The sequence below is a fragment of the Cellulomonas rhizosphaerae genome (genome assembly GCF_003470205.1).
Lineage (GTDB): Bacteria > Actinomycetota > Actinomycetes > Actinomycetales > Cellulomonadaceae > Cellulomonas > Cellulomonas rhizosphaerae.
In genome coordinates, this window is record NZ_QWKP01000085.1 from 1 (window position 1) to 5,742 (window position 5,742).

At 72.5% G+C, this 5,742-nt stretch carries 6 protein-coding genes; 3 read left to right on the forward strand and 3 right to left on the reverse strand.

The annotated features are described in order from the left end of the window. Window positions 1-736, reverse strand: a 736-nt coding sequence (locus tag D1825_RS01580; protein ID WP_118765750.1) for an ATP-grasp domain-containing protein, incomplete at its 3' end; no start/stop codon positions are given. Between the two features lie 65 nt (window positions 737-801). Beyond that, the gene (locus tag D1825_RS01585; RefSeq protein ID WP_118765751.1) at window positions 802-1,866 is read right to left on the reverse strand and encodes an ABC transporter ATP-binding protein; all 1,065 of its coding nucleotides are present in this window, start codon (window positions 1,864-1,866) and stop codon (window positions 802-804) included. A 99-nt stretch (window positions 1,867-1,965) separates the two neighbouring features. Here D1825_RS01585 and D1825_RS01590 point away from each other — a divergent pair, with 99 nt between their 5' ends. From D1825_RS01590 to D1825_RS01600, 3 genes are read left to right on the forward strand one after another with little or no spacing between them, the layout of a single operon-like run. Next, window positions 1,966-2,652 (forward strand): ABC transporter permease, encoded by a 687-nt coding sequence (locus D1825_RS01590; RefSeq protein WP_118765752.1) that lies wholly within the window; start codon window positions 1,966-1,968, stop codon window positions 2,650-2,652. Window positions 2,653-2,662: 10 nt separating this feature from the next. After that, window positions 2,663-3,424 carry an ABC transporter permease gene (locus tag D1825_RS01595; RefSeq protein WP_118765753.1) on the forward strand — a complete coding sequence of 254 codons (762 nt, stop codon included), beginning with the start codon at window positions 2,663-2,665 and terminating at the stop codon, window positions 3,422-3,424. 57 nt (window positions 3,425-3,481) lie between these two features. Further along, a complete protein-coding gene (locus tag D1825_RS01600; RefSeq protein ID WP_118765754.1) occupies window positions 3,482-4,492 on the forward strand; it encodes a glycine betaine ABC transporter substrate-binding protein in 1,011 nt (336 codons plus the stop codon). 73 nt (window positions 4,493-4,565) lie between these two features. On the opposite strand, the gene D1825_RS01605 is transcribed toward D1825_RS01600, so the two are convergent. Continuing rightward, window positions 4,566-5,742, reverse strand: a 1,177-nt coding sequence (locus tag D1825_RS01605) for a dihydrolipoyl dehydrogenase family protein (protein WP_138067305.1), incomplete at its 5' end; no start/stop codon positions are given.

Below are 5,742 nucleotides of genomic sequence, written 5' to 3' on the forward strand. Positions count from 1 at the left end.
CGACGACGCGCTCGGCGACCTCGCGCTCGGCGTCCGTGGCCTCGCGAGGGCTCATCTCCTCGCGGGCGTACAGCTCGTTGTCGTCGGCGCGGTACGGCCCGTCGAGGATCGGTCCCTTGCGCACGGCGTGGCTAAACTCGCCGTCGAAGAACACCAGCGCGGTCTCGCCCGCCGTGTCGACCTGGCGCAGGTAGCGCTGGATCATCACGCGACGACCGACGCCGAGCAGGCTCTTGGCGTGCAAGATCGCCAGCGACCGCGACGGCGTGACGTCCGCCTGGTACCGGCCGGTGTCGCGCGAGCCCGCGCTCACCGTCGGCTTGATGACGAAGTCGCCGAAAGCCGGGAACCGCGTGTGGATCGCGCGGGAGTCGAAGTTGCGCTCGGGGTCCAGCCAGATCGTCGGGACGATCGGCAGCCCCGCCTTCTCGAGGTCGCGCAGGTAGGTCTTGTCGATGTTCCAGCCGACGACCTGCGCGGGGTTGAGCAGCGTGCTCGTGCGCTCGACGCGGCGCGTCCAGTCGACGAACTGCGTCGGGCGGCTCGTGTAGTCCCAGGTCGAGCGGATCACGACGTGCTGGTACGTCCCCCAGTCGACCGTCGGGTCGTCCCAGACGACGATGTCGGTCGCGATGCCGCGCTCGAGGAGGGCGTCACGCAGGGGCACGTCGTCCGGATCGAGGTCCGGCAGCTCAGCGCAGGTGGCGAGGGCAAGGCGCGCGGTCGTCGAGGTCACGTGCGCAGCCTACCGACCGCATGTGTCCGGCTCGGGTCGGGCGCTCGCACGGGGACGCCGGACACTCAGGCTCGGGTGTCGACAGCCTCGTCGGGCTCGCCCTGCTCGGTGGCCGCGGCGGGCTCGGTCGCCTCGGCCCGCTCGTCGGCCAGCCGGCGCAGCGCGCGCAGCACGCTCTGCCCGGTCACGTGACCGATGGGCCGACCGTGCTCCCAGACGGGAACCCCGACTCGCCCGGCGTCCTCGTCGACGAGGTGGTCGAGCACGTCGCTGAGCTCGTCGCCGAGCTCGACGTGCGGGCGGTCCATGCCGTCCGACGCGTCGTCGACCAGATCCGAGCGCTCGAGCCGTCCCAGGGTGAGCAGGCGGGCGGTCCGTCCGCTCCCGACGAGGTCCGCGACCGCAGCCGACGCGGGGCGCGCGACGATCTCGAGCGGCGGGGCCAGCTGCTCGATGTGCGCGCCCTCGCTCAGCACCGCCACGCGGTCGGCCATCCGCACGGCCTCGTCGATGTCGTGCGTGACGAGCATGACCGTGGTGCCCAGCTCGCGCTGGATCTTGGAGAACTCGCGCTGCAGCCGGCGCCGGCCCACGGGGTCGACCGCGCCGAACGGCTCGTCCATGAGCAGCACGGGCGGGTCCGTCGCTAGCGCGCGGGCCACGCCGACGCGCTGCCGCTCGCCGCCGGACAGCTCGTGCGGGTAGCGCTTGGCGTACCGGTCGGGGGTCAGGCCGACGAGCTCGAGGAGCTCGTTCACGCGGGTGCGGGTGCGCGTGCGGTCCCAGCCGAGCAGCTTGGGGACGGTCGCGACGTTCTGCGCGACCGTGCGGTGCGGGAACAGGCCGACGTTCTGGATGACGTAGCCCATCCGGCGGCGCAGCTGGACGGGGTCGACCTTCGTCACGTCGTCGCCCTCGAGCAGGATGCGACCGGAGGTCGGCTCGACGAGCCGGTTGGCCATCCGCAGCGTGGTCGACTTGCCGCAGCCGGACGGCCCGACGAGGACGAGCACCTCGTGCGGGCGCACGTCCAGGCTGAGGCCGTGCACGGCCGCCGGCCCCTTGCCGCTGCCGCCGGGCGCGTACGTCTTGCTCACGCCGTCGAACCTGATCGCCCACTCGTCTGCCACCCGAGGGACGCTAGCGCGCAGGTCCGACACCCGCGACCCACCCCGTGAGACGGGCCCGTCCAGACTGCGCGTGTCAGACGTGCCCGTTACGGTCGCACCATGCGTCTGGCGGACACACCACCGAACCCCTGGTTCTCGTGGGACTACGTCCAGCGCAACCACGCCGACATCACCGAGGCGCTCGGCCAGCACGTGTCCCTGACGCTGCAGGCCGTGGCGATCGCGCTCCTCCTCGCCCTGCCACTGGCTGCGCTGGCCCACACACGGCCGCGCCTCGCAGCGCCCGTGGTCGGTGCCGCGGGCGTCATGTACACGATCCCGTCGCTCGCGCTGTTCGCGCTCCTGGCCCCCTACACGGGCATCGGGCGCACGACGGTGCTCATCGGGCTGGTCGCGTACGCGCTCCTCGTGCTGATCCGCAACATCCTCGTCGGCCTGCAGGGCGTGGACCCCGCGGTCACCGACGCCGCGCGCGGCATGGGCTACGGGCGCACGCGGATGCTCGTGCAGGTGGAGCTGCCGCAGGCGCTGCCCAGCATCGTCGCGGGCGTGCGCGTCGCGACCGTGACGACCGTGGCACTGGTGACCGTCGGCGTCGTCGTCGGGTTCGGCGGGCTCGGGCAGCTGATGTTCCGCGGGTTCCGCAGCAACTACCACGCGGAGATCATGACGGCCACGATCCTGTGCCTGGTTCTCGCGCTGATCGCAGACCTCGCGATCGTGACGATCGCGCGCTGGATGATGCCGTGGTCACGGTCCCGGATCCTCTCGGACGTGTCGGCGTGAGGGGGCGGACGTGGAGATCCTGAGCGACGCCTTCGCCTGGCTGAACGACCCCCTGAACTGGACGGGCCGCAACGGCGTGATCGCCCTGACCGCGGCGCACCTGCAGGTCACCCTCCTCGCGGTGCTGCTCGCGGCGGTCGTCGCGCTGCCCGCGGGCGTCTGGCTCGGGCACGCCCGGCGCGGCGGCACGCTCGGCGTCGTCGTCGCGAACACCACCCGGGCGCTCCCCACGCTCGCCCTGCTCACGCTCTTCGCCTCGGCAGGGCTGTTCGGCAACACCGCGACGGTGCTGGCGTGCGCGATCTTCGCGATCCCGCCGCTGCTGACGAACACGGTGACCGGGCTCGGCGACGTCGACCGCGACATCGTCGACGCCGCGCGCGGGCTCGGGATGTCCGGCCGCCGGCGGCTGGTCGAGATCGAGCTCCCGCTCGCCGTCCCGCTGATCGCGGCCGGCGTGCGCACCGCTGTCGTGCAGGTCCTGGCGACGGTCCCGCTGGCCGCGCTCGTCGGCGGCACCAGCCTCGGCACGATCGTCGTGACGGGCTTCGGCACCCAGCGCTACGGGCAGGTGCTTGCCGGAGGCATTCTCGTTGCCGGGCTGTGCCTGGTTGCGGAAGGCTTGCTCGCGATCGTGCAACGACTTCTCACCCCACGTGGCCTGCGGGAATCCTCGCGGCCCGCCCGTGGTTGGCGCCGACAGCGATCACCCGGCGTACCGGTTGCCGCCACGGCTTCGAGCAGTTCGAATGGTCCAGCGCCGACGCGATAGCCGGCGACCGACGCGCACCCCTTGCGCACCCCCCTCACCCCGACCCAGGAGCTCACGATGCGCGTCCGCCACCTGACGGCCAAGACCCTGCTCGCCACCTCGTTGCTCGCCTCGAGCCTCCTCCTCGCCGGTTGTGGCGAGGCAGGCTCCGGTGGCGGCGAGGCTGAGCCCACCTCCTCCGGTACCTCCGGCGCTGCCGACTGCGCGCCCGTCGCGGGCGACAAGCTCGTCGTCCTCAAGGACGACAAGGGCCTGCAGAACTCGGACAACATCATCCCGGCCGTGAACAAGGCCGCCGCGGACAAGAACCCCGAGATCGTCGACCTGCTCAACTCGGTGTCCGCCGCCCTGGACACCGACAAGCTGATCCAGCTAAACAAGGCCGTCGACATCGACCGCAAGACCTCGACCGAGGTCGCCGCCGAGTTCGTCACGACCAACAAGCTCGAGGCCACGGACAAGAGCGGCAGCGGCAAGCTCGTCGTCGGCGCCGCGAACTTCTCCGAGAACGTGACCCTCGCCGAGATCTACGGCGCGGTGCTGAAGTCCGCCGGGTTCGACGTCGAGGTCCGCACGATCGGCAACCGCGAGACCTACCTGCCTGCCCTCGAGAAGGGCGACCTGGTCGCCGTCCCCGAGTACGCCGCCACGCTCGCGGACTTCCTCAACGCCAAGATCAACGGCGCGGACGCCAAGTCGGTCGCGTCGGACGACATCGCGACGACCGTCGCGGCACTGACGCCGCTGGCCGAGCAGAGCAAGCTCGTCATGGGCGACGCCTCCGCCGCGCAGGACCAGAACGCGTTCGCCGTCACCCAGGAGTTCGCCGACGCGCACAAGGTCACGACCCTCACGGAGCTCGCCGCCGCGTGCGGCGGCCTGACTCTGGCCGGCCCGGCCGAGTGCCCCGACCGCCCGTTCTGCCAGCCGGGCCTCGAGGACACGTACGGCCTGGTGTTCTCGGACTTCAAGTCCTACGACTTCGGCCTGATCGGTGCCGCGGTCCGCAAGGGCGAGGCCGCGATCGGCCTCGTGCTCTCGAGCGACGGCTCGCTGGCCGCCAGCTGATCTGACACACGAACCACGAGGGCGGCTCCCCACCCGGGGAGCCGCCCTCGTCGTGCATCCAGCACCCGCAGGCTCAGAGGCCGGCGGCCTCGCCGAAGCGCAGCCAGACCTCGCTCAGCGTCGGGTACGCGGGCACGGCGTGCCACAGCCGCGCGAGCGGCACCTGCCCGACGACCGCCACCGTCGCGGCGTGCAGCATCTCGGCCACGTCCGGCCCGACGAACGTCGCGCCGACGATGACCCCGCGAGCGTCGTCGAGCACGAGCTGCGCCTTGCCGGTGTAGTCCGGCGACAGCACGCTCGCGCCGGCGAGATTGCCCAGTTCGTACGGCACGACGCGCACGTCGATCCCGGCCTTCCTCGCACTGGCCTCGGTGTGCCCGACCCACGCGACCTCCGGCCGCGAGAACACCACCTGGGGGACGGACTCCTCGTCGGCGGTCGCCCGGTAGCGCGACCAGGGGCCGGCGTCGGCCTCGGCCGTCCGCGCGGCGTCGTCGGACCCGAAGCGGGCCGCGACCACGTCACCGGCGACGCGGGCGTCGTACTTGCCCTGGTGGGTGGTCGCCGTGCGGCCCGTGACGTCGCCGACCGCGAACAGCCAGCCTGCGTCGGAGCCGGTCGCGGCGAGCGTGTCGTCGACCTCGATCGCGTGGCCCGGCGTGAGCCCGACGGTCTCGAGGCCGAGGTCGTCGGTGCGCGGCCGCCGGCCGGTCGCCACGAGGATCTCGTCGGCATCAAGGGTGCGGTCGCCCAGCGTCACGTGGACGCCGTCGTCGTCGCGCGCCACCGCCGTGGCCGATGCGTCGAACAGCACCGTGACCCCGAGCGACTCCAGCGACTGCGCGACCGCCTCGCCCGCGAAGGGCTCCGCACCCGCGAGCAGACGGTCTCCGCGCACGACGAGCGTCACCGCGCTGCCGAAGTCCGCGAACACCGTCGCCATCTCGACGCCGACCACGCCGCCACCGAGCACGACGAGCCGCGCAGGGACCTGCCGGACCGACGTCGCCTCGCGGCTGGTCCACGGCTTCGCCGCCGCGAGCCCCTCGATGTCCGGGACGACCGCGGACGACCCCGTCGCCACGATTACGGCGTGCCGCGCGCTCACCCGCTGCTCGCCGTCCTCGGAGGTCAGCACCAGTTCGCGGGGGCCGCTGAACCGCGCGTGCCCGCGCAGCAGGGTCAGGCCCACGCTCTCGACCCAGGAGACCTGGCCCGAGTCGTCCCAGTGGGCCGCGACCTCGTCG